The sequence below is a fragment of the Paraburkholderia sp. A1BS-2L genome, assembly GCF_051125205.1.
Lineage (GTDB): Bacteria > Pseudomonadota > Gammaproteobacteria > Burkholderiales > Burkholderiaceae > Paraburkholderia.
This window is the reverse complement of the sequence record NZ_CP120430.1, coordinates 1,035,404-1,055,605: the sequence shown is the minus strand read 5'-3', so window position 1 is coordinate 1,055,605 and position 20,202 is coordinate 1,035,404. Positions and strand designations below refer to the sequence as shown.

At 64.4% G+C, this 20,202-nt stretch carries 21 protein-coding genes and 2 pseudogenes; 13 read left to right on the top strand and 10 right to left on the bottom strand.

Annotated elements, in window-relative coordinates; all coding sequences use genetic code 11:
• Nucleotides 1-72 precede the first annotated feature (72 nt).
• Nucleotides 73-1,743 carry a tetratricopeptide repeat protein gene (locus P5W98_RS29320; RefSeq protein ID WP_421027291.1) on the top strand — a complete coding sequence of 557 codons (1,671 nt, stop codon included), beginning with the start codon at nucleotides 73-75 and terminating at the stop codon, nucleotides 1,741-1,743.
• Here the strand turns inward: P5W98_RS29320 and P5W98_RS29315 are convergent.
• Nucleotides 1,697-2,638 carry a helix-turn-helix domain-containing protein gene (locus P5W98_RS29315; protein ID WP_421027290.1) on the bottom strand — a complete coding sequence of 314 codons (942 nt, stop codon included), beginning with the start codon at nucleotides 2,636-2,638 and terminating at the stop codon, nucleotides 1,697-1,699. The two genes, P5W98_RS29320 and P5W98_RS29315, sit on opposite strands and share 47 nt — an antisense overlap.
• A 160-nt stretch (nucleotides 2,639-2,798) precedes the next feature.
• Here P5W98_RS29315 and P5W98_RS29310 point away from each other — a divergent pair, with 160 nt between their 5' ends.
• A complete protein-coding gene (locus tag P5W98_RS29310) occupies nucleotides 2,799-3,764 on the top strand; it encodes an NmrA family NAD(P)-binding protein (protein WP_421027289.1) in 966 nt (321 codons plus the stop codon).
• A 15-nt stretch (nucleotides 3,765-3,779) separates the two neighbouring features.
• On the opposite strand, the gene P5W98_RS29305 is transcribed toward P5W98_RS29310, so the two are convergent.
• Nucleotides 3,780-4,670: an HpcH/HpaI aldolase/citrate lyase family protein gene (locus P5W98_RS29305; RefSeq protein ID WP_421027288.1), complete on the bottom strand. Its 891-nt coding sequence runs from the start codon at nucleotides 4,668-4,670 to the stop codon at nucleotides 3,780-3,782.
• Nucleotides 4,671-5,008: 338 nt separating this feature from the next.
• Here P5W98_RS29305 and P5W98_RS29300 point away from each other — a divergent pair, with 338 nt between their 5' ends.
• Nucleotides 5,009-5,380 carry a YciI family protein gene (locus P5W98_RS29300; protein ID WP_421027287.1) on the top strand — a complete coding sequence of 124 codons (372 nt, stop codon included), beginning with the start codon at nucleotides 5,009-5,011 and terminating at the stop codon, nucleotides 5,378-5,380.
• Nucleotides 5,377-6,669, top strand: coding sequence for an RNA polymerase sigma factor (locus tag P5W98_RS29295; RefSeq protein ID WP_421027286.1), 1,293 nt, complete (start codon nucleotides 5,377-5,379; stop codon nucleotides 6,667-6,669). The genes P5W98_RS29300 and P5W98_RS29295 overlap by 4 nt, the downstream gene beginning before the upstream one ends.
• A 37-nt stretch (nucleotides 6,670-6,706) precedes the next feature.
• On the opposite strand, the gene P5W98_RS29290 is transcribed toward P5W98_RS29295, so the two are convergent.
• Together P5W98_RS29290 and P5W98_RS29285 are read right to left on the bottom strand one after the other, a co-directional pair.
• The gene (locus P5W98_RS29290) at nucleotides 6,707-7,972 is read right to left on the bottom strand and encodes an NAD(P)/FAD-dependent oxidoreductase (RefSeq protein WP_421027285.1); all 1,266 of its coding nucleotides are present in this window, start codon (nucleotides 7,970-7,972) and stop codon (nucleotides 6,707-6,709) included.
• A 134-nt stretch (nucleotides 7,973-8,106) separates the two neighbouring features.
• Entirely contained in the window at nucleotides 8,107-8,832 is a 726-nt protein-coding gene (locus tag P5W98_RS29285; RefSeq protein WP_421027284.1) for a 3-ketoacyl-ACP reductase FabG2, read from the bottom strand.
• A 173-nt stretch (nucleotides 8,833-9,005) separates the two neighbouring features.
• Between P5W98_RS29285 and P5W98_RS29280 the strand changes: the two genes are divergently transcribed.
• Together P5W98_RS29280 and P5W98_RS29275 are read left to right on the top strand one after the other, a co-directional pair.
• Nucleotides 9,006-9,605 carry a LysE family translocator gene (locus tag P5W98_RS29280; RefSeq protein ID WP_421027283.1) on the top strand — a complete coding sequence of 200 codons (600 nt, stop codon included), beginning with the start codon at nucleotides 9,006-9,008 and terminating at the stop codon, nucleotides 9,603-9,605.
• A gap of 197 nt (nucleotides 9,606-9,802) precedes the next feature.
• Nucleotides 9,803-9,910: an ESPR-type extended signal peptide-containing protein gene (locus P5W98_RS29275; RefSeq protein WP_421027282.1), complete on the top strand. Its 108-nt coding sequence runs from the start codon at nucleotides 9,803-9,805 to the stop codon at nucleotides 9,908-9,910.
• A 168-nt stretch (nucleotides 9,911-10,078) separates the two neighbouring features.
• On the opposite strand, the gene P5W98_RS29270 is transcribed toward P5W98_RS29275, so the two are convergent.
• Nucleotides 10,079-10,390, bottom strand: coding sequence for a hypothetical protein (locus P5W98_RS29270; protein ID WP_421027281.1), 312 nt, complete (start codon nucleotides 10,388-10,390; stop codon nucleotides 10,079-10,081).
• 78 nt (nucleotides 10,391-10,468) lie between these two features.
• Here P5W98_RS29270 and P5W98_RS29265 point away from each other — a divergent pair.
• Nucleotides 10,469-11,377, top strand: a pseudogene (locus P5W98_RS29265) (FdhF/YdeP family oxidoreductase); the annotation flags it as partial.
• 42 nt (nucleotides 11,378-11,419) lie between these two features.
• Here the strand turns inward: P5W98_RS29265 and P5W98_RS29260 are convergent.
• Nucleotides 11,420-11,737: a DUF2934 domain-containing protein gene (locus P5W98_RS29260; RefSeq protein WP_421027280.1), complete on the bottom strand. Its 318-nt coding sequence runs from the start codon at nucleotides 11,735-11,737 to the stop codon at nucleotides 11,420-11,422.
• A 130-nt stretch (nucleotides 11,738-11,867) separates the two neighbouring features.
• Complete coding sequence (locus P5W98_RS29255) at nucleotides 11,868-12,947, bottom strand: glycosyltransferase family 4 protein (RefSeq protein WP_421027279.1); 1,080 nt, start codon at nucleotides 12,945-12,947, stop codon at nucleotides 11,868-11,870.
• Between the two features lie 234 nt (nucleotides 12,948-13,181).
• Here P5W98_RS29255 and P5W98_RS29250 point away from each other — a divergent pair, with 234 nt between their 5' ends.
• Entirely contained in the window at nucleotides 13,182-13,712 is a 531-nt protein-coding gene (locus tag P5W98_RS29250) for a hemerythrin domain-containing protein (RefSeq protein WP_421027278.1), read from the top strand.
• Nucleotides 13,713-13,995: 283 nt separating this feature from the next.
• Nucleotides 13,996-14,655, top strand: a pseudogene (locus P5W98_RS29245) (DUF72 domain-containing protein); the annotation flags it as partial.
• On the opposite strand, the gene P5W98_RS29240 reads toward P5W98_RS29245, so the two are convergent.
• Complete coding sequence (locus P5W98_RS29240) at nucleotides 14,606-15,766, bottom strand: DNA topoisomerase IB (RefSeq protein WP_421028006.1); 1,161 nt, start codon at nucleotides 15,764-15,766, stop codon at nucleotides 14,606-14,608. The pseudogene P5W98_RS29245 and the gene P5W98_RS29240 overlap by 50 nt on opposite strands.
• A gap of 372 nt (nucleotides 15,767-16,138) precedes the next feature.
• Between P5W98_RS29240 and P5W98_RS29235 the strand changes: the two genes are divergently transcribed.
• Complete coding sequence (locus P5W98_RS29235; protein WP_421027277.1) at nucleotides 16,139-16,450, top strand: hypothetical protein; 312 nt, start codon at nucleotides 16,139-16,141, stop codon at nucleotides 16,448-16,450.
• A 151-nt stretch (nucleotides 16,451-16,601) separates the two neighbouring features.
• Entirely contained in the window at nucleotides 16,602-16,793 is a 192-nt protein-coding gene (locus tag P5W98_RS29230; protein ID WP_421028005.1) for a hypothetical protein, read from the top strand.
• A gap of 208 nt (nucleotides 16,794-17,001) precedes the next feature.
• Here P5W98_RS29230 and P5W98_RS29225 read toward each other — a convergent pair whose 3' ends face one another.
• Nucleotides 17,002-18,585 carry an isocitrate lyase gene (locus P5W98_RS29225; protein WP_421027276.1) on the bottom strand — a complete coding sequence of 528 codons (1,584 nt, stop codon included), beginning with the start codon at nucleotides 18,583-18,585 and terminating at the stop codon, nucleotides 17,002-17,004.
• Nucleotides 18,586-18,874: 289 nt separating this feature from the next.
• Here P5W98_RS29225 and P5W98_RS29220 point away from each other — a divergent pair, with 289 nt between their 5' ends.
• Nucleotides 18,875-19,018 carry a hypothetical protein gene (locus tag P5W98_RS29220; protein WP_421027275.1) on the top strand — a complete coding sequence of 48 codons (144 nt, stop codon included), beginning with the start codon at nucleotides 18,875-18,877 and terminating at the stop codon, nucleotides 19,016-19,018.
• A 9-nt stretch (nucleotides 19,019-19,027) separates the two neighbouring features.
• Here the strand turns inward: P5W98_RS29220 and P5W98_RS29215 are convergent, their stop codons facing one another.
• Entirely contained in the window at nucleotides 19,028-19,558 is a 531-nt protein-coding gene (locus P5W98_RS29215) for a pyridoxamine 5'-phosphate oxidase family protein (protein ID WP_421027274.1), read from the bottom strand.
• Between the two features lie 165 nt (nucleotides 19,559-19,723).
• On the opposite strand from P5W98_RS29215, the gene P5W98_RS29210 reads away from it, so the two are divergent.
• Nucleotides 19,724-20,188 (top strand): SET domain-containing protein, encoded by a 465-nt coding sequence (locus tag P5W98_RS29210; protein WP_421027273.1) that lies wholly within the window; start codon nucleotides 19,724-19,726, stop codon nucleotides 20,186-20,188.
• The last annotated feature ends 14 nt before the right edge of the window (nucleotides 20,189-20,202 follow it).

Here is a 20,202-nt window from a genome sequence, read left to right as displayed (position 1 = left end):
GGAATTATCCCGTTCAAGGTCCGAAAAAGGCGTAGGAGGATAAGCGATCTCCGGACAGACGTAGGTGAAAGCATGTCGAATGCCGAATCCTGGCCGACATCTCAGTCGCTTTATTCATCGGGCCATTACGACGAGGCGTTGGCTCGCCTCGATCAACTGCTTCAGAACTCGCCCTCGCACCAGCCGGCCATCGAGCTTGCCGCGCTGTGCCTCCACGAATGCCAGCATGCGCACCATCGTCCGGTCGATCGACTGGAGGCGCTCAACAATCTCGGCTGCTGGTTTTATGGCCGCAGGCAATGGCCACAAGCGCAGCACGCCTTCGAACTCGCGCTGTCGAGCCATCCGGACTTGCCGTCGGCGCTGAACCATCTCGGCCTCGCATTGCGCGCACAACAGCGCGAGCCGGAAGCCGAGGCCGCTTTTCGGCGTGCACTGGCCGTCGCGCCGGACTATGTCTCGGCCCGAATCAACCTCGCGGTGCTGCTGTGGCACACACAGCGCTTTGCCGATGCCGAAGCCGAATATCGCCAGATTCTCCGCGTTCAGCCCGACCACCCGCTCGCACAGAACAATCTCGGCCTGCTCCTGCTCGATCTTGGCAGGCCAAAGGACGCGGAAGCCGCGTTCCGGCACGCCCTCGCCATCGACGCGAGCGCGCCGGAAATGCACAACAACCTCGGCAATGCGCTGAATCGGCAAGGGCGCGCGCACGAGGCCATTGCGGCCTATCGTCAGGCGCTCGCGCTGCGGCCCGATTACTCGACGGCGCGCGGGAACCTCGCCATGCTGCTGCTCGGGCTCGGCGCCTTCGAGGAAGGCTGGCGCCTCTACGAATCGCGCAACGACGAATCCGCAGGCGCGGTAAACGGGACGCTGCCGCCCGTGCCCTACCCGAAATGGCGCGGTGAGCCGCTGCGGGCCAAGTCGCTGCTGGTCTGGCCGGAACAGGGTTACGGCGACCTGCTGCAATTCTGCCGCTATCTGACCTTGCTGAAGTCGCGCGGCGTCGCGCACCTCGGCCTCGCCTGCCCGCCCGCGCTCACGCGGCTGTTCGCAAGCCTGGAAGGCGTGGACGCGATCTATCCGCTCGACGGCAAAACCACGATTCCGGGCCACGATTACTGGTGCCTGATGCTCAGCCTGCCGATGCATTGCGCCACGACCATGGAAACGATCCCGGCACGCACGCCCTACCTCCACGCATCCGCCGACCTGACGCGCGCGTGGCGCGCACGCTTGCCCGCGCACGGGTTCAAGGTCGGTCTCGTGTGGTCGGGCGACCCGCGCACTCACGATCGCGGCTCGAATGCAATCGACAAACGCCGCTCCGTGCCAGCGCAGGCGTTCCTGCCCTTGCTCGAGCTCGCGGGTGCCACCGACGTGACATTCGTGAGCCTGCAAAAAGGGGCCGCCTCGCAGTCCCAAATCGAAGACTTGCCGCGGCCCCTGCGCCCCTTCGACCCGATGCACGAAGTGCGCGACTTCGCCGACACGGCAGCCATCGTCGAATGCCTCGACCTGGTCATCAGCGTGGACACCTCGGTCGCGCACCTCGCCGGCGCGCTGGACAAGCCCGTGTGGATACTCTCGCGCCACGACGGCTGCTGGCGCTGGCTGCGCGACCGGGACGATTCGCCGTGGTATCCGCGCACGCGCCTGTTTCGTCAGACCGAGCCCGGCAACTGGGCCGGTGTCATCGACCGCGTGGGTCGAGCGCTCGTGGATCTGCGCAAACCGTAAGCTGGACCACCGTGTCGCTCATGACCTCGCTCGCGGCCTCGCGCATGAGTCCACGCGGGGTCACGCCGAGCACGCGGTTCATCCAGTGCGCGAGGTGGCTCTGATGCGCGAACCCCACTTCCAGCGCCGCCTGGGTCGCATTGAGGCCGCCCTTCAGCAGCAGCGCCCGCGCGCGCTCCACCCGGCGCCGCACCACGTATTGATGCACCGGCATGCCCAGCGTCCCGCGAAACAGCACCTTGAAATGGGGCACGCTCAGGTCGACGAGGGCGGCCAACTCAGCGAGCGTGAGACGCGCATCGAGATGGCTCTCGATGTAATCGGTCACGCGCGCGGCGAGACGCGGCGACAGCGCGGCGCGGCGCGCCTGAAGCGGGTCGGCGGCGTCGAGCAGACGCACCGCGAGCGCCGTGCCGATGCTCTCCGCGTAGAGCGGGTCCGAGGCCTCGCCCGCATCGAGTTCGGCGCGCAGCGCCCATGCGAGATGCTGCACGCGCGCGTCGCGCAGTTGCAGGCGCGGTGCAATGGTGGCGGTGTCGGGCTTGCGCACAAGCTGCTCGGCAATCGTGCGCACAAAGGCGTCTTCCAGGCGAATGCTCAGCACGGTGCAATCGGCGTCGTCGACCCATACGCCGTCGAGCCCTGCGGGAACGACATCGGCATCGCCTTGCGCCTGCATGCGCGCGAGACGCCGGCCATCGCAGACGCAATTGGCGCGCACCGGCGCGCCGAAATGCACGCCGACACGATGATACGCCGTGCCCGCAATACGATGGCGGCCCGCCGAAATCGCCAGCATTTGCGCGCCAAAGCCACGCCAGCCCAATGCGTTGCTGCTTTTCAGTACAACCCGGCCGGCGGCCGGCGCCATCGCGTCTTCCAGCACTGCATTCATGGCCTATCCCTTGGCGCGCTATCAGAGCGGCCAGTCTAGTACGGGGCAGGCTGCACGTCTCGAATCCATCATCTAGTTTTGCTCGCCGCGATCCTTCCCTGCGCGTTTCGCTGTCCCGGCCCATTTACGATCATGACGACCACATTCACGAGGAGTCGTCATGTACGTCATTTTCGGAGCGTCGGGTAACGCCGGATTCGCCACCGCCACGGCCTTGCGCGGCGCGGGCCACGCCGTGCGCGCGGTGCTGCGCGAGACGCGTCGCGGTGCGCATCGCAGCGCCCGGCTCAGTTCGCATCGCGGTTCGCATCACAGTTCACATCAGCGCGATCGTCTGGCCGCGCTCGGCTGCGAAATCGCATTCGCGGAGCTGAGCGACTGCGCTTCGGTGGCCGAAGCGATTCGCGGCGCGCAGGCGGTGCAAATCCTCTGCCCGGTGCCCATGGCCGATGCGCATCCCGAGGAGACGATGCGCACGATGATCGACGCAGCCGCCGGGGCGCTGCGCGCGGACCCGCCTGAGACCGTGCTCGCGCTGTCCGACTACGGCGCCGAGCTGAAAGGGAACACCGGCATCACGCGGCTTTATCACTATCTCGAGCAACGGTTGAAGGCCGTGTCCACGCGGCTGATTCTGCTTCGCTCCGCCGAGCACATGCAGAACTGGCGCCGCACGATTCCTGCCGCGCTGGCTTCTGGCGTGCTGGCGAGCTTTCATCATCCGCTTGACAAGCGCTTTCCCACGGTCGCGGCGCAAGACGTGGGCGTGGCGGCAGCCGAACTGCTGCGCGACCCGGCGCACAGGCACGGCACGCGCGTCGTGAGCATCGAAGGCCCGAGTCGCATCAGTGCAGCGTATGTCGCCAATGTGCTTGCCGAGATCAGCAACCGGGAAATCGTCGCGCGGGAACTGCCGCGCGACCAGTGGACGCCCGTGCTGCTGCGCGCGGGGCTAGGCGAGCGGCATGCGCAACTGATCACGGACCTCTACGATGCGCACAACGCCGGCAAGATCGACGTCGAGTTCGGCATGCCCGAGCGGCGCTTCGGCAAAACGGAATTAGTGGAGGTGCTTGCGCCGGTTGTGGCGGGGCTGAATGGCCAGCCGCGCGTGGAGCGGGCATGAAGGCTGGGCTTTATTTCACGGTTTTTCCGCTTGCCGCCTGAGCGATTCCGCCAGCACGAGAATTTGTTGCGCTCGCAACATAACGGGGCGATCGACCATTTTCCCATCCACCGTGATCGCCCCCGCATCGGCCTTGCTTGCCGCTTCAGCCACGCGCGCCGCCCACGCGAGCTCCTGCTCGCTGGGCCGATAGCAGCGGTGCACCGGCTCGATCTGCTGCGGATGAATGCAGAGCTTCGCGCCAAAGCCAAGCCGCTTGCCATTGAGCGCATCGCGCTCGATGCGCGCGAGATCGTGAATATCGGGCGTGACCCCGTCGACCGGCGCATCGATGCCGGCCACGCGCGAAATCAGCGCAAGCTGGCTGCGATAGTGATTGAGCGGCTCACCGTCGTCGGGCATGCCCATTTCGGCGATGAAATCGAGCGTGCCGAACATCAGCCGCTTCACGCAGGGCGCCTTTGCGATGGCCATCGCGTGCCACATCCCCTGGGCGCTCTCGATCAGCGGATAGACCGGCACGCCGCGGCGCGCGAGCGCGATGGCCGACGCGACGTCCTCCGCGCACTCGGCCTTCGGCAGCACGATGCCCGCCACGCCATCGAGCGCACCGAGCTTCGCGTCCTGCTCGAACCACTGCGTCGCGCGCGCGTTGATGCGCACGAGCACCGGATGACGGTGCGATACCCAGTTGGCGATGGCCTCACGCGCCGCGTCCTTCGCGTCGTGCGCGACGGCGTCTTCGAGGTCGACGATAACCGCATCCGCGCCGCTCGCAAGCGCCCGCTCGAAGCGCTCCGGACGACTGCCCGGCACAAACAGATACGACTGCGGCGAGAACGTTGCTCGCCCCGCGTCATCAGCGTTGTTATCGGCAACACGCCCATCGGGCGACGCAATCCCCATTTCGTCTTCTCCACGATTTCATTTGCGCTAGCAGAGCACGCATTACACGTGGGATCGCGGCGAACGGCAACTATCGTTTAACTCTGCCCGTCATAGTTCACGCCTATTGGTAACGAGGTCGCGAGATCGGCACGTTCGGGCGGCGCGGCGAATTTGCGTCCTACAATTTCATCACCCATCCCGCTGGCCGAACCGCCATCCGCGAATTTTTCGACGCCACCTGTCCGCCGGCCCGCGGCTCGCGCGTCATTGTGATGACGGCCCGATATTGCGGCGACCATCACCTGAGCATCGCCCGGCTATCGTTCGGCCGCCTCAACCCCATGACGGAGGCTCATATGCAATATCTATTGCTGATCTATTCGAAGGAAGCCGGCTGGAGCCAGATGACCGACAGCGAGCGGCAGCAAGGCGTTGCCGCCTATCACGCGTACACCGAAGCGCTGAAAAAGGCCGACGTGCTGTTGGGCGCCAACCGGTTGCAGCCAACGAGCACCGCCACCACGGTGCGGCTCGTCGACAGCAAGCCGCAGGTGCTCGACGGGCCGTATTCCGACTCGAAGGAGCAGCTCGCGGGCTACTACCTGATCGACGTGCCCAATCTGGACGCGGCAATTGCGTGGGCATCGCGTTGCCCCGGCGCGGGGCACGGCGTGATGGAGGTGCGCCCCGTCTGGACCGCGCCCTACGACGCGCCCGCCGCTGCATGAGTCCTTCTCGCGGCGGTAACGACCGCGGCGGCAGCGGCGCACGCAGCGCCGGGACCGCCGCGCATTCGATTGCCGGGGCCGTGGCACGCCGCAGCTACGGCAAGCTCGTCGCGCTGCTGGCGATGCGCACGCGCGACGTCGCCGCCGCCGAGGATGCGCTAGCCGAAGCGTTTGCCGCCGCGCTCGCGGACTGGCCCGAGCGCGGCTGCCCCGCGAATCCCGAAGCGTGGCTGATGACGGTCGCGCAACGCAGGGCGATCGATGGCGCACGTCATCGCCGCATCGGCGACGAGGTGTCGAGCCAGCTCGCGATCCTCGCCGACGAGATCGACGAGCATGAAGCAGATGTGCTGCCCGACCGGCGGCTCGCGCTGCTGTTCGCGTGCACACACCCCGCGCTGGACGCCACGATTCGCACGCCGCTGATGCTGCAAGTCGTGCTGGGGCTCGAAGCAAAGACGATCGCGTCCGCGTTCCTGATGTCGCCCGCCGCCATGACCAAGCGCCTCGTGCGCGCGAAGCACAAGATCCGCGAGGCCGGCATTCCGTTCGACGTGCCCGAGCGCGAGGCGCTGCCCGGCCGGCTCGCTGCAGTGCTGGAAGCGGTTTATGCCGCGTATGCGCAGGGGTGGACCGACCCGCTCGGCAATGACACCGAACGCCGCGATCTCGCCGATGAGGCGCTATTTCTCGCGCAGTTGCTCGTCGAACTGATGCCCGACGAGCCGGAGACACTCGGCATGCTCGCGCTGATGCTGTTCGCGCAAGCGCGGCGCGATGCGCGACGCGATGAAGCCGGCGAGTACGTGCCGTTATCGGCGCAAGATCCGTCGGCATGGAACGCGCCGATGATCGACGCCGCCAACGCGCTGCTTCGGCGTGCGAGCGCCTTCAACGCGATCGGCCGCTTTCAACTCGAAGCTGCGCTGCAATCGGCTCATGTGCACCGCTGCCAGACGCGCCGCCCGAACTGGGATGAGGTCGTGCAGCTCTACGACGCGCTGCTCGCGATTGCGGCGTCGCCGGTGGTCGCGGTGAACCGCGCACTCGCGCTCGCGGAACGCGACGGCCCGCAGGCGGCGCTCGACGCGCTCGAACCGTATGCGGACGATCCGCGGCTGGCCGACTATCAGCCGTACTGGGCGGCGCGCGCCAATCTCCTCGCGCGAGCGGGCGCGAAAGCTCAGGCGCTCGATGCCTATGATCTCGCGATCGGTCTCGAACAGGACCCGGCCGTGCGCCGCTTCCTGCAACGCAAGCGGCTGGAATTGTCGTTGGCCGGAGGCTAGCGCGGCAATGCAGCGGTGGCCGCACGCGTAGCGTCGCTTACTGCGTGCACGCCTCATGCAGCACGTTGAGCCTGCGCACCGGGTCCGCCACGAAGGGATTGCTTTCGTCCCATGCGTAGCCCGCCAGTACCGCGCTGATCATGCGCCGGATCGAAGGGGCCTGCTGCGGGTAGTAAATGATGTCCTGCAACTCGCCCGTGTACCAGCGATCGACGAACGCACGGAACGTGTCGATGCCCCTGCGCAACGGCACATCGTATTCGGCATGCCAGTCCACCGTTTCGCCGGCAAGTGCGCGCCTCAAGACCTCCACGGCCAGATGCGCCGATCGCAACGCGATCGTGACGCCCGACGAAAACACCGGGTCGAGAAACTCGCCCGCATTGCCGAGCAGCGCATAGCCTGCTCCGTGCAGGCTCGCGACGTTGGCCGAATAACCGCTGATCTGCCTCACCGGCATCAGGAACGGCGCGTCGCCGATCAGGCGGTTCAGCGTCGGCTCCTCGCGAATCAGCGTGCGCAGGCGCGCCTCGCGCGCGGCTTCCGGAACATCGAGGAAAGCCGCCTCGGCCACGCATCCCGCCGAGGAACGCCCGCCCGCGAGCGGAATCATCCAGAACCACACGTCGCGATGCTCGGGGTGCGTCGCGACGCAGATCTTGTTGCGATCGAACGCGTCGAGCGCCAGCCCATCGCGAACATGGCTGAAGATCGCGGTGCGCGTCGGCTGGCGCGTGGGCGCTTCCAGATCCAGCAGTCGCGGCAGCACCCGGCCGAAGCCGCTCGCGTCGAGCACGAAGCGCGCGTGCACCTCGTAGCGCGCATCGCTCTCGTCGGCGACCTCCAGCACTGGCGCAGCGCCCGTGCGCATGGCCAGCACCGTGTGACCGAAGCGCACTTCGGCGCCTTGCTGCGCGGCGCAACCGATCAGCACTTCGTCGAATTTCGCGCGCTCGACCTGATAGGTCGTGCCCCAGCCCGGACTATGCTTGTCGCGGAAGTCGAACGACGACGCACGGTCGCGCCACACGAAATGCGCGCCGTTCTTGTATTGAAAGCCCGCCTCCACCACGGCCTGCAACATGCCCGCTTCTTCGAGGTAGGCCATGCTTTGCGGCAGCAGGCTCTCGCCGATCGAAAAGCGCGGGAAATGCTGCCGTTCCAGCACCAGCACCGAATGTCCGGCCTTGCGCAATAGCGCAGCCGCCACCGCGCCGGACGGGCCGGCGCCAATGATCGCCACATCCACGGCTTCGTGCCGGGTCGCGAGGGTTTGCACAGCTTCTGCGAGGTTATGTTCCATGCTTCGTTCCGTCCTGTGATCCTGTATATCCTGTGCGTCCTGCACCTTCTAACCCAACGTATGCCCGATATCGCTCTTCGGCGAGCCGTTGGGCATGTGCGCGCCGCCCATGCCGTTCATGACGACACGCTTCATCAGACCATCCCGCCGTTCACGCCGATCACCTGACGCGTGACATACGAGGCCGCATCCGACATCAGAAAACCGACCACGGCCGCCACTTCGGCGGGCTGCCCCACGCGATTCATCGGCACGGCCTTCAGCGCGTGCTCGAGCGGCACGTCGTCGAGCATGCCGGTGTCCACCAGCCCGGGCGCGACGCTGTTGACCGTGATATTGCGCGTGGCCAGTTCCACTGCCAGCGCCTTGGTCGCGCCGATCAGGCCAGCCTTGGCCGCGCTGTAGTTGACCTGGCCGCGATTGCCGGTCACGCCGGACACCGACGACACCGTCACGATCCGGCCACCCTTGCGCGCGCGCACCATCGGCATGATCAGCGGATGGACCACGTTGTAGAACGCGTCGAGGCCCGTTTCCAGCACGATGTCCCAGTCTTCATCGGTGAGCGCCGGAAACGCCGCGTCGCGCGTCACGCCCGCGCAGCAGACGATGCCATAGTACGGGCCGTGCGCGGCCACATCCGCTTCGAGTATCGCGCGGCACGCGGCACGATCGCGCACGTCGAATTGCAGTACGCTGGCCGCGCCGCCCTGCGCGGCGATATCGGCCATCACGGCTTGCGCTTCGTTGAGGCCGGTTCGGCAATGCACGCTGACGGCAAAGCCGTCCGCGGCCAGTTGATGCGCGATCGCGCGGCCAATGCCGCGGCTCGCGCCGGTGACGAGGACACGCCGGCTCATGGTTTGTCATTCTCCTCGATAAAATTCCGAAAAATATTCGACTGAACGGATCGCACGCATATAAGGGGTAAGGTCGACTCCGAACACGCGCTCGAACGCGCAGTCGTTAAAATGCGAGCTATTTTCGCGCCGTTTCAATCGCCCACGCCAGCCCCTCTTCTCACCAACCTTTCATGCTCTCCCTCCCGACCGCCGGACTGATGGCTTTGAGCTGCGCGATCGTGCTCCTCATGCCGGGCCCCACCAACACGCTCCTCGCCGCCGCCGGGCTGAGACAGGGCGTGCGCCGATCGGCACCGCTCACCGCTGCGGAACTGGCCGGCTACCTCGTTTCGATTTCGCTTTGGGGCATTTGCTTCACCCACGCCTCGCATTCGATGAGCTGGCTGCCCAAGCTCCTGCGCGTGGCCAGCAGCGTCTACCTTGCGTGGCTCGCCATTCGCCTGTGGCTCACGGCGGATTCGGTTTCGTCGTCGGCTATCGGCGTGGTCAGCGCGCGCTCGCTATTCTGCGCAACGCTGCTCAATCCCAAGGCCACGCTATTCGCGGGCTCGATTTTTCCTGCCGCAGCGTTTTCACGCCCCGCAACGTGGCTCGCGGCCATGGCGATCTTCTCGGCCCTGTTGGTGCCCATTGGCCTCGTGTGGATCGCCATCGGGGCCGCGCCTCGCAGCGGACGCGTGCCGGGCATTCGGCCCGCGCGGGTTCAGCGTTGCGCCGCGATGGTGGTGGCGACCTTCTCCATGTCGCTGATGTGGCCGCTCGTTCGGTAGGGGTAGGCACCGTCCGTTACCTGGCCACCTGACGGCTGGGCGGCGCGCAGTTCCCCGAAGTTGTCTGCCTGCAACACGTGCAATGCGCGACGCATGATCCTCACTAGGATAAATCCGAAGTTCATTGAAACGGGCAATTTGACGTTTTCTGAGATGCTACCCCTGTAAGGATTTCGAAAAATCTACGGGGTGACGGGATGAACCAGAGTTACAGGCTGGTGTTTTCGCGCGTGCGCAATATGCTCGTGGCTGCCGAGGAAACGGCCATCGCAGCGAGGAAACGGCGCCCACGCTCAATGAACTGAGCGGCTCGATTGCGGCATCGAATCCGCCCGGTGATGCGGATGTGAACACGGCGCTCGGGAATATCGTTGCGAATGTGGTGGCGACGGGTGCCGGCGCGGCGGCGGGAGGTGCGGGGGCGCTCCGAATAGCAGGCGCTGACGAACCTGACTATAAGCAGCCGTACAGAATCAGGCGGCGCGCGGGTAGCGACGCACCGCCCAAAATAGACCGTACATTGCATTGAGATTAGCATCGGTCATGATCGCATCATGGAGAAAAAAGAAGATGTGAAATATACCGAATCCCGGGAATACCGGCGTACGCACGAGAAACACCACCGTCGCTATTGCATTGATTTCGCTGGCCGCCTGCGGTGGAAGCAGCAGCAAAAACAGCGGCGTTTCCACGAATTCGACCGGCAACGAAACAGTGGCTGATAACACGAATACGATGCCGCCAACGCCCTCAACGAACGCCAGCTTCTTCGACGGCATCTTCATGAAGGACGCAGGCGCGGGCTACTACCAGTTCGATCTGCGTCCTGCCAGGTCAGGCCCGATAGATTCGCTGCCCGATCCGACGCCGTCGTCAACCTGGGAGGCAACCTGGTGCGCTCCGTACCCGACCGCTCACAGACCGAGCCGGCGTGGGCACGCTTGCGCCTGACCGTGAATGTGGCCACCAGGCTGAACCGGAGCCACCTCGTCCACGGCGAAGTTTCGTACATACTGCCTTGCCTGAGCCGGATCGAGTTCCATCGCACCCCGTCTGGCGAGCAAGCGGTGTCGATGGAAGACAGCACGGGCTGCATGCACGGCTCAAGGGGCGTAACGGAACCGGCAAGCGACAAGGCCCGGCCGGAGCCGTATATCGTCGCGGGCATTGCGAAGGCGACGCTCGGTCATCGATCGACCGTCAACTGGGACGTGTGGCGTGATGACTACTCGCTGGTGCGCGATGAAATCACCAAAACGTACCCCGACATATTTCACGATTTCAATTCGCGCATGTGGGAACCCGGCGGCTTTCATCGCCCTATTCCGGCACAACACCGACAATGGAAGACGAAGTCAGGCAAGGCCGAATTCCTTGTAACGTATTCGCTCGGCGAAGACCCGGACATGCCCGACAAGTTTCCCGAAGGGCTGCGTTTGATGACGCTGCGCAGCGACAGCCAGTTCAACACGACGCTCTATAGCCTGGACGACCGTTTCCGCGGGGTAAAGGGCAGCCGCATGGTGATCCTGATGAATAAGGTCGACATCGAGAAACGCAATCTTGCCGAGGGGCAAAAAATCACGCTCCAGACGATCGCCGACGATGGCATCGATCGACGCCTTGCCGGCCTCGAAATCAAGGCCTACGAAATACCGGAAGGCTGTATCGGCGGTTATTACCCCGAGTGCAATGTGCTATTGCCGCTCTGGCATTATGCGAAGGAAAGCAAGGTGCCGGGAGCGAAGTCAATTCCGGTGCGCATCATTTGACGCCCCGGCGCGTCGATGTATGGAATCGCCGGATCTTCGAGATTATTTCCGCCGATACAGGCTCTCCTGTTGCAAGGGCGAAATCTCGTTTTCTGCTGAGATTTCTGCCTCCGCCCTATGCCAATACTCGTCGGTGTGGTCATCGGGCGAGCCCGCCTTTTCCCACAACTCGTACGCACGCCGCCGAATACGTTCTTCGCGGCTGCTCTGCGCCGGCGTCTCTTCTATCCTCGTGGCGCCCCCGATCGCCGGCGGATCACTTGCTGGAAACGTCGCCTCCACCGCTTTATCGATCTTCCCTTCGGACTTTTGGGTTGCGCTTTTCTGCTCCTGCATTTTCGCCTTCGCCTTCGCCGCCATTTGTGCCTCCGTTTAGGTGATTAGCGCAGAGCGCAAGCGGCGTTCCGGTCTGCGGTCAGTTTGATAGCGCGAATTGAAGTCGTTGTTCTATCTTCCGCCCCTACAAAGTTTCATGCATGACCGCCCAGAATTACATGCCATCGCACAGGCCCCGCATCCTTGACGGGCGCCGCGCTTCGCGATGCGCGATGAGCGCGTCGTATGCAGCAACGTAATCGTCACACATGCGCTCCGCAGTGAAGCGTCGCTCGAACTCGGCGCGGCAGCGCTCACGGGAAAGCAAGGGCAAGCGTGCAACGGCGTCGACTGCCGCATCCGGTCCATCCACGACGAACCCGCTCACGCCATCCGAGAGCACTTCGGCGACGGCGCCGCGGCGGGTGGCGATCACGGGCGTTCCGCTCGCGAGCGCCTCGATCATCACCAGGCCAAACGGCTCGTCCCAACTGATCGGCATCAGCAATGCTTCGGCGCGTCGCAGCAACATCGCGCGCAATTCGCCCCCCACTTCGCCTACGTACTCCACACAGTTGGCGTTGCGCGCGATCAGCGGACGCATATGGTCCTCGAACCATGCACGCTCCCCCGGATGGACTGCCGCGGCCATCTTCAACGGCTTGCCGGCTCGTCGAGCGATGTCTATTGCCCTGTCCGGCCCCTTGCCCGGCATCATGCGGCCCATCCACAGAAGATAGCCGTCGTGAGCCGCGCTGGGCACGAAGAGATCGGAGGGCAAGCCGTGCGCGATCGTCGCTAGCCAGTTCGCGTGCGGAGCGCTCCTGCGCTGCGCTTGCGACAGCGCGACGAGCGCTTCGCCCCGCGATACGTCGAGCAGCACACCCAGGTCCTGGCGGCGGATTACGCCGTGCATCGTGGAGAGCGAAGCGACGTTCAATCTGCACGCGAGCGGCAGATGCAGCGGTTCGGTGTGGAAATGCACGACGTCGAATTCATGCGCGCGCGCGGCCACCCGCTCGAGTTGCGCAACGTGGTGGACCAGCGTGTCGGTTACGTCCCGGTCGTGCCACAGCGCCCGTGCGCAACAAGGTACGAGAACGGCGTGGGTTTGCGAATCGCCGCTCGCGAACAGCGTCACGTCGTGGCCGCGGTCGATGAGTGCTTGGGTCAGGTAATGAACGATCCGCTCAGTGGCGCCGTAACGCACGGGCGGTACGCGTTCATAGAGCGGAGCGACCTGGGCGATACGCATGGCATTCCTTCACAGGACCGGCCGGCGCCGGGGAACGCTATTCCGCACTCGTCGTTCCCGGTTCGGCTGCGTGCAGCGCAGGTCGCTGCACGCGTGCTGCATTTCCCGGCTCGAAGCCTGATGCAATTGCCCGCGTGGCTCGTCGCTGATCAAGCGAACCGTTTGCGCCGCGCCTGAGCTCGCCGGTCGGGTACGCACAGTGCTAATCGAGGCATGTCCCTGCGGAGCGATACCATGAGCAAACCTGAACAATCCACCGACGCGCTGGAGCTGTTGACCGCCGACCACCGCGCCGTCGACAAACTCTTCGATGCCTACCAGGAAGCCGGGCAAGCCACCGAGGACGCCCGCTTCACGATCGTCAAACGAGCGTGCGAGCAACTGACTGTGCATACGATGCTCGAGGAGGAGTTGCTGTATCCCGCCGCAAGCGACGCATTGTCCAAAGATACGCTTGATGTGGACGAGGCACGAGTCGAACACTATCTCGTGAAAATGCTCATCCAGCGCTTCGTTACGCTCACGCCCGCGCACGCGGGCTACGACGCGACGTTCCGCGTGCTAGCCGAACTGGTCCGCCACCATGTACAAGAAGAAGAAAACGGACTGTTTCCGCTCTTGCGCGGCAGCAACGTTGATCTTGCGGCGCTGGGCCGGCGTATTGCGTTGCGCAAGGCCGAACTCGATGCCAAGCTCGAAGCCGCCGGAGCGAAGACCACGGGCGACAAGACGCTGGTGCTCTCGCATTTCGATATGCCGCTTTGAGAGCGAGCCGATGCCGCAAACGCCGCTTCTCACTTGTGGAGAGTCCGACGCGAGGTCGCTCACGTCATTCGTCGTGATGGCCTGGGCATTGTTGCCCCATGCGCTGCGAATATAGGTGAGCACATTGGCGATCTCCAAGTCCGCGAGCGTCCCGGCGAACCCGGCATCGCCTGGCGCGGCGTCCCAGCGAGCGTCGACGGGCTGCTACCGCCCTCAACGAGCAGGCGTATCAGCGACGTCGTATCCTCTGTCAGCACCATGGAGTTGCCCACGAGCGCGGGAAATGCCGGGGCTGGGGCCGCTGCGGCGGCGAGCGCCGCCAACGCCAACGAAAAGAAGACAACGCCATGCTTGTGGTCTTTGTCATATCGCCACACACATGCTGCGGTTTCGGGACGAGTGGGCAATCGTTGCGTGTGCGAACTTCTTTGCGCAAGGGTTGCTGGCGTTGAACGAAAAATTAGGACCTCTACTCTGGCAGTTCCCGCCAACCTACCCCTTCAATGCCGATCGCCTGGAACGGTTCCTCGCACTGCTGCCGCGCGATACGGAAGCTGCGCTACGTCTGGCGAGACGCCACGACTCACGGGTGAAGACGCCGCGGCTCACCATCGACCGCAACCGGCCCATGCGCCACGCCATCGAAATTCGCCATGCGAGTTTCGTTGCCCCCTCTTTCGTGGATCTGCTCCTACGCCATCGCGTGGCGCTCGTGGTATCCGATTCCACGGAGCCCTGGCCCTATGCCGAAGATGCCACCGCCGACTTTACTTATGCACGGCTGCACGGTTCAACCGGAAAATATGCGGGGGCCTACAGCGACGCGGCGCTGGACGAATGGGAAGCCCGCTTCAGAGCATGGCGCGAGGGAAAGCCCGCAGCGCACGCGCGACTCATCGCGCCCGCGCTCGGCAATCGCGAGTGCAAACCGCGCGACGTGTACTGCTATTTCGACAATGATCAGAAGACGGAAGCGCCCTTCGACGCGGGCCGCTTGATGACCCGGTTTGGCTTCGCCGAAGAACCGCTCGCTCCCGGCTCGACATCTCGCGCACCCGCCGCTTTGCGTCGCTCTTCAGAAAAGCGACGAGCGCTGCCTCGTCAGCCTTGAGTCCGCGGCGGCGCGCGGCGGGCAGCGCCTGGGCGAGGGCACCCGCCTCGAACGCTTCGATCACGGCCGGATGGACATAGCATTTGCGGCAAACCGCCGGCGTATTGCGCAGCAGTTGCGATATCTGCTTGATGGTGCCGACGACGTGTTTGCGCGCCTGCGTCGCCGTTTCCCATTCCAGCTTGCGCAGCGCCGCCAGCGCGAAAACGCTGCCCGCCCACGTGCGGTAGTCTTTCGCGGTGAACTCTACGCCGGTGATCTCGCGCAGATACTCGTTGATGTCCGAGGAGCTAACGGAATGCCTCGCACCATCGGCGTCGAGATACTGAAAGAGCTCCTGGCCCGGCAGTTCCATACAGCGCCTGACGATGCGCGCGACGCGCGCGTCGCTGACCGCGACATCGTGCTCGATGCCGCTCTTGCCACGAAACCGGAAGCGCAGCCGGTCAGACGACACCGTCAAATGCCGCTTGAGCAGCGTCGTCAGACCATAAGAGCGGTTCTCCCGAGCATACTCCTCGCTGCCCACGCGAATCAGTGTGATATCGAGCAGGCGCACGACGGTGGCCAGCACCTTGTCTCGCGGCATGCCGTCGAGCGCCAGATCGCGCGCCAACTGGGCGCGCAGTTTCGGCAGCGCCGTGCCGAACGCCAGCAAGCGCTCGTACTTGGTCGCGTCGCGCGTTTCACGCCAGCGCGGGTGATACCGGTATTGCTTGCGACCGCGTGCATCGCGGCCCGTCGCCTGCAAATGGCCGTGCGGATCCGGGCAGATCCACACGTCGGTATAGGCAGGCGGCACCGCCAATGCATTGATACGGCGAATCTCGGCATCGTCCTTGATGCGCTTGCCTCGCGTATCGAAGTAGACGAACGCCCCATCGATCCGCTCGCGCGTGTACCCGCGATGCGAGTCGTCGACGTAGCGCAGGCCCGAGGGCATGACGTCAGTGAAGGATGCGCTGCGCTCGCGCGCGGCGCTTTTGCGGCCCGGCCCTCCAGCATTTTCCTGATTGTTTGCCACGGCTCGGTCGATTGGCCTGATTGGGTAACGAACGAGCAATGCCCGTGCCGCGAACGCCGTTGCGATTCTTGCGCGAGACCAGCGCTCAGTCGGACTTGCCGCACTTCGATGAACCGTTGAGCCGAACCGGGAATATTCAATGCGGCAATCCAGCAATGCAGCACGACGGCGAAACACCCGGACACCCGATTCAACCCCAAAGTGGAGCCAATGATGACTGAACCGACGATCGCCCTCCCCGACGCAGGCCCGGGCCAGGCGTCTGAACGCGTTGCGTCACTGAGTACAGGAATGACCGATCTCGCACGCCTTTGCGTCGAGACCGCTGGCCGCATCGTGGAACTCAATAGCCGCGCGTTCAATACCGCCCTGAATGAGCAGCGCGCCATCGCACTGGAATCGGCCGCCGGGCATTCGGCGTTTGACACATGGCGCCTGAATGCAAGCTATGCATTAGCGGGCACTGCAAAGACTGCGGCCTACTGGCGGCACGTCAACGAGATCATGCTTGGCGCGATCGTCGATTGCGTTAGCGGTACTGAAAGCCGTCTTAACCATGACTTCATGGTGTGGACCGCCGCGTTCGAGAGGCCCGCCTCTTAAAGCATCCGCACTGATTCGCACCGCCGGCGCCACCGCCCTTCATCCTGTATTCGGCATCGTTCGGACAAGTGGCGCGGCACGTTCCCTGCGGCAGGACACCTGCTACGTCCGCCGCTCTATTGATTCAGCATCGAACCTCGAGGTGATCATCATGCAACCTGCGAAGCCCGCACCCAGCGAGAACGAGAGCCCACTGAACCCGGGCGACGAAGGCCCCCCGGGCACCCCGGGCGTCGGCGAAGACCTGTGCGGCGCCTGCCATGGCACCGGTCTCGTCGAAGGACAGCGCTGCGCCGTCTGCGGCGGTACGGGCAAGGTCCTGCAGGGCATCGGTGGTGGTTAGTGCGGCCTCCCGGCGATAGCGCGGCGATGTCCGCGGCTGCGTCGCTCGCGCTGGCGACAGGCGAGATTGGCGCGGCCGGGGCCGATGGGGAGAAGGCGCGGTAGCCCGTGTTGAGTCACGCACTATCGCCTGGCGAGATTTATTGCCCGGATAAAAAAACGCCAACCCGTATTACCGGGTTGGCGTTTCGCCTCGGGTACTGCCGAAATCAGAACTGGTTCATCGTGTTGTCCTTACCCGCCGCCTTCAGCGCTGCTTCGCCGCTGAAGTACTCCTTGTGGTCGTCGCCGATGTCCGAGCCCGACATGTTCTGGTGCTTCACGCACGCGATGCCCTGGCGGATTTCCTTGCGCTGCACGCCAGCCACATAACCGAGCATGCCCTGGTCGCCGAAGTATTCCTTCGCGAGGTTGTCAGTCGACAGCGCCGCGGTGTGATACGTCGGCAGCGTGATCAGGTGGTGGAAGATGCCGGCTTCGCGCGACGCATCGGCCTGGAACGTGCGGATCTTTTCGTCGGCCAGTTTCGCCAGTTCGGTCTGATCGTATTCCACGCTCATCAGCTGGCCGCGCTCGTAGGCCGACATATCCTTGCCCTCGGCCTTCATCGCGTCATATGCCTGCTGGCGGAAGTTCAGCGTCCAGTTGAACGACGGGCTGTTGTTATACACCAGCTTCGCGTTCGGGATGACCTTGCGGATCTCGCTGACCATGCCGCCGATCTGCGCGATATGCGGCTTTTCGGTTTCGATCCACAGCAAGTCGGCGCCGTTTTGCAGTGCGGTGACGCAATCGAGCACGCAGCGCGCTTCGCCCGTGCCGGAGCGGAACTGGAACAGGTTGCTCGGCAGACGCTTGGGACGCAGCAGCTTGCCGTCGCGCTTGATGATCACGTCGCCGTTGCCCAGTTCGTCAGCCGACAGTTCTTCGCAATCGAGGAACGAGTTGTACTGGTCGCCCAGGTCGCCCGGCTTGTGGGTCACGGCGATCTGCTTGGTCAGGCCGGCGCCCAGCGAGTCGGTGCGCGCCACGATAATGCCGTCGTCCACGCCCAGTTCGAGGAACGCGTAGCGGATCGCGCGGATCTTCGCGAGGAAGTCCTCGTGCGGCACCGTGACCTTGCCGTCCTGATGGCCGCACTGCTTCTCGTCCGACACCTGGTTTTCGATCTGGATGCAGCACGCGCCCGCTTCGATGAACTGCTTGGCCAGCAGGTAGGTGGCTTCGGCGTTGCCAAAACCCGCGTCGATGTCGGCGATGATGGGCACCACGTGCGTGACGTGGTTGTCGATCTTTTGCTGGATGGCGGCCTTGGCGGACGCGTCCTTTGCGGCGTCGAGTTCGCGGAACAGGCCGCCCAGTTCACGGGCATCGGCCTGGCGCAGGAACGTGTACAGCTCGCGGATCAGCGCACTGACCGAGGTCTTTTCGTGCATCGACTGGTCCGGCAGCGGGCCGAACTCGGAGCGCAGCGCAGCCACCATCCAGCCCGACAGGTACAGATAGCGGCGCTCGGTGCTGTTGAAGTGCTTCTTGATGGAGATCATCTTCTGCTGCCCGATGAAGCCGTGCCAGCAACCCAGCGACTGCGTGTACTTCGACGGGTCGGCGTCGTAGGCGGCCATGTCGGCGCGCATGATCTTCGCGGTGTACTTCGCGATGTCCAGACCCGTCTTGAACTTGTTCTGGGCACGCATGCGGGCGGCGTATTCGGGATTGATGGCATTCCAGGCGCTGCCGTTGTTTTCCTTCAAGCCAGCCACTGCCTTGATGTCGTCTTGATACTGGGCCATGTGTCTCTCCTAAGAGCAAAGCGCGTTTGATCAAATGGTTTCAGCGTGCCGCCGCGTTTGTCGAAGCGAACTGCATGACTCAATAGTAACGTCGCCCACCGCGTTTGGGTAAAGTCTTATATAAGACATAAGACATAATTTACGCTTTAAATTCAATAAGATACGCACATGTTTTTGCGATACAAAACAGGTTTTCGAGTGACGAAAAAATCTCACCCCGGAAATTTCCCGCATATCCCGCAATGTGAAATTCACTTTCAGCGGCTGGAGAGTCGGGCTCGCCACGCGCATGGCCGACGATCCGCTGGCCCTCGCGCTCACCACCGCGCGTGAAATCGCGCAACGCAGCCCCGACGCGATTCGCGCCGCCAAGCGCCTGCTGCAGGTCGCGTCGCGCGGCGACGCGGCGGCGCCCTTTAAAGGCAGCCGGTGACAGTCGTGCTCATGGCTGGGGGGCGTGCGTGCGCAACATCGCGATCTGCTCGCGCCAGCGCGCTATCACCTTCTCGCGCTCGTGCAGGCGGAACGTCACCCCGCTCAGCACCTCGGCATATTTCGCGCGATGCACGTCCACACGCTCGACGCGCAGGCGAAACACGCTGAGGTCGAGTGCGGTCTGATGCTCGGCGACGAGGCTTGCCTGCGCGCGTATCTCCAGCACCGCGCCGTCATGCACCAGCGTGAGCGTGAGGCGTGCGTCGCGCTGCATGTTCTGCGCGGTGTTCGAGCGCGGCCATATCGCCACGAGCAGGGTTTGCGCGTCGAGCGCCAGCACTTCCCCCACACTTAGCTGCGCACCGTGCGGCCAGCCATCGGCGCCCACGGTCGAGAGGCGAAAGGCTTCGTCCGCGCGCGTCTCGAGGTGCTCGCCGTCCAGCGCGCGCACGAGCGAAGGCGGCAGCTCGCGCGCGTCATGCTGCGCGTCCGCGTGCTTGCGCTCCGGCGCGGAATCGCGGGTTTCATCTCGATGCATCGATCAGGCTCTCCGAAGGGGGCAAGCGGGTTCGCAAGCGCCACGCCAATCTACCGCATCGCGTACGACGATGGAATTGCTCGGCCAGGCCACCGTCACACTGTACGCGCCGACATTTTCTCGGCATATACTCGGCGTCTTCCCCTCCGCGACGTTCCGACGACTATGAAACGTGTGACCGTCCGGCAATCGCCGGTGCATGGCAAAGGCGTTTTCGCGCTGCTTCCGTTGCGCGCCGGGGAGCGCATTTTCGAGTACAAGGGCATGGTGACCACGTGGCGCGAGGCGGCGCGCTGGAACGCGCGCCGCAGCGACTCGGGCCACACCTTCCTGTTCGGCCTGTCTGACGGGCGAGTGATCGACGGCGGGCGCGGCGGCAATGGCGCACGCTGGCTCAATCACGCGTGCGCCGCGAACTGCGAGGCAGTCGAAGGAAACGGGCGCGTGTTCATCGAGGCAATCCGCGATATCGCACCCGGCGAGGAGCTCTTCATCGACTACGCGCTCGAGATCGAGCAGCAGGCCGACGACGACGCGCAACGCGACTATGCCTGCCGCTGCGGCGCCCCGCTCTGCCGCGGCACCATGCTGGGAGCATTGGCCGCGGGTGCACTTGTTTTAGCGGTGTGAACCCGCCGATGTAA